This is a genomic window from Oscillibacter sp. UBA6647 (genome assembly GCA_002455655.1).
GTDB lineage: Bacteria > Bacillota > Clostridia > Oscillospirales > Oscillospiraceae > Oscillibacter.
In genome coordinates this window covers 2,014-4,503 of record DKLF01000118.1, presented here as the reverse complement: position 1 = coordinate 4,503, position 2,490 = coordinate 2,014, and the positions used below count along the sequence as shown (strand labels likewise).

2 protein-coding genes and 1 other annotated feature are annotated in these 2,490 nt (G+C 53.8%); both genes read left to right on the top strand.

Going from position 1 to position 2,490, the window contains the following annotated elements:
• The first annotated feature begins 270 nt into the window (after nucleotides 1-270).
• Nucleotides 271-512, top strand: a binding site (T-box leader).
• A gap of 68 nt (nucleotides 513-580) precedes the next feature.
• A complete protein-coding gene (asnB, locus tag B2W96_RS08680) occupies nucleotides 581-2,161 on the top strand; it encodes an asparagine synthase B (protein ID WP_293009894.1) in 1,581 nt (526 codons plus the stop codon).
• 71 nt (nucleotides 2,162-2,232) lie between these two features.
• A partial coding sequence (locus tag B2W96_RS08675) for a glutamine synthetase III (protein WP_293009893.1) occupies nucleotides 2,233-2,490 on the top strand: 258 nt, incomplete at its 3' end.

Sequence of the window (2,490 nt, the reverse complement as noted above, 5' to 3'; positions counted from 1 at the left end):
TCGGGAAATTTCCCGAAAAGCGGCCCGCCGCCAGTAAATTTTTGTCGCCGCCAAGGAATTTTTATAGGCTGGGGCTGCAAAAAATGTTTGGTAAAGCGACAGATGTCCTCCGTATAGCGTACTTTTCCGGGGACTATGACGCAATGTTTAGAAAAAATGCAGGAGCCTGCCAGAGATATTCGTTTAATTTGACGTTGACAGCAGCGCTTTGGGATGGTAAACTTGCTCCATTAAAACCGCAGCGGTTTTATTTAAAAACTAAACATATCAACAAAGGCGTTGATGGAGAAAAGTACCGCGGAAAATCGGTCAAAGTGAGCAGGCGGCAGTGGGAAGCCTGCACAAGAGTCCGCGCGAAGAACACTCCGGAGCTGCGATCTGAACGCGGGGACCCCTGCTATTAGGAAAGACGAGTTGCGACCGTTAAAGCGCACGGGCTTGTTGGAGCCTTGAAGGTGACTGTTTTACAGTAAGTTAGGTGGCACCGCGGATAGCAGCTATTCGTCCTAAAATTTTAGGATATAGCTGCGTTTTTATACGCTCTTTTAAGGAAGAGGTAGAAAATCCGGAGGTGCTTTTTATGTGTTCAATTATGGGTTTTTCAAGCAAAAAGTTGACGGAGGAAGAGGTTAAAGTTTACTTTGACCGCTCCGTGGACCGGGGACCGGACATGAGCCGCGTTTCTGAGACGAAGTCCGGCTATCTCTGCTTTCACCGCCTGGCCATTATGGGCCTGAACGAGGCGGGAATGCAGCCCTTTCAGCTTGAGGGGGATCAGGCGGTGTGCAACGGCGAAATCTACGGCTTTCGCCCCATCCGCAAAAAGCTTTCTCAGCGGTATACGTTTAAAAGCGGAAGCGACTGTGAAATTCTGCTTCCCATGTTCCACGAATACGGGCTGTCCATGTTTGCCCGGCTGGATGCAGAGTTTGCGCTGATTATTTATGATTCCGCAACGGATTCCCTGATTGCCGCCCGGGACCCCATCGGCATCCGCCCCCTGTTCTACGGGTACGACGCGGACGGAGCGATTATCTTTGCCAGCGAGGCAAGGAATCTGGTGGGCCTGTGCGCCGAGATTTGCCCGTTCCCTCCGGGACACTATTATGCCTACGGCAAGTTTATCCGGTTTGCGGACCTCACGGAGGTAACCTCCCGGGTTCGGGGCGATCTGGACACCGTTTGCCGGGGAATCCGCGACAGGCTGATCGCCGCCGTGGATAAGCGGCTGGACGCAGACGCGCCCGTGGGCTTTCTTCTCTCCGGCGGGCTGGACTCCTCCTTGGTGTGCGCCATCGGTTCCGTGGTTCTGGGCAAAAAAATTCGTACCTTCGCCATCGGAATGGACCAAGATGCAATTGACCTTAAATACGCACGGGAAGCGGCGGATTTTCTTGGCGCGGACCACACCGAAATTTACATGACCCGGGAGGATGTGCTTGCGGCGCTTCCGGAGGTTGTCTCCCTTCTCGGCACATGGGACATTACCACCATCCGGGCCAGCATGGGCATGTATCTCTGCTGCAAGGCAATTCATGAAAAGACAGATGTTCGCGTGCTGCTGACCGGTGAAATTTCCGACGAGCTGTTTGGCTATAAATATACCGACTTTGCTCCTTCCGCCGCCGCGTTTCAGCAGGAGTCCCAGAAGCGGATTGAAGAGCTTTATATGTACGACGTGCTTCGGGCTGACCGCTGCATCGCAGACAACTCCATCGAGGCCCGCGTCCCCTTTGGCGATCTGGGCTTTGTAAAATACGTCATGGCCATTGACCCCGCCATGAAGCTGAACACCTATGGAATGGGGAAGTATCTCCTGCGCCACGCCTTTGAAAACGACCATCTGCTGCCGGAGAGCATTCTGTGGCGGGAGAAAGCGGCCTTTTCCGATGCGGTGGGCCACTCCATGGTGGACGATTTGAAGGCCTATGCAGAGACGGTTTACACCGATGAGGAGTTTGAGCAGCAGCGGCGTAAGTATGATTACTGCACGCCCTTTACAAAGGAAAGCCTGCTGTACCGGGAGCTGTTTGAGAAGGCGTATCCCGGTCAGGCCAAAATGATCAAGGATTTCTGGATGCCAAACAAAGCGTGGGAGGGCTGCGATGTAAGCGATCCCTCCGCACGGGTGCTCTCCAACTACGGGCAAAGCGGAACGTAAGCAATTTGGGGCCTCGGCCCCTAATTTCCATAAAATCGGCGTATCACACAGAAAACAGGAGGATGAATGCTATGACTACCACACCGACCGCCCTGCCGGAGCTGTTCGGCAGCCTTGTTTTTAATGAGGAAACCATGCGCCAGCGCCTGTCCCCCGCGTCTTACAACGCGTGGAAAAAGTGCATTACTGACGGCACCTCTTTGGATATTTCCATTGCCAACGAGATTGCCGAGTCGATGAAGCAGTGGGCCGTGGAGCACGGAGCCACCCACTTTACCCATTGGTTCCAGCCCATGACCGGCGTCACTGCGGAAAAGCACGACAGCTTT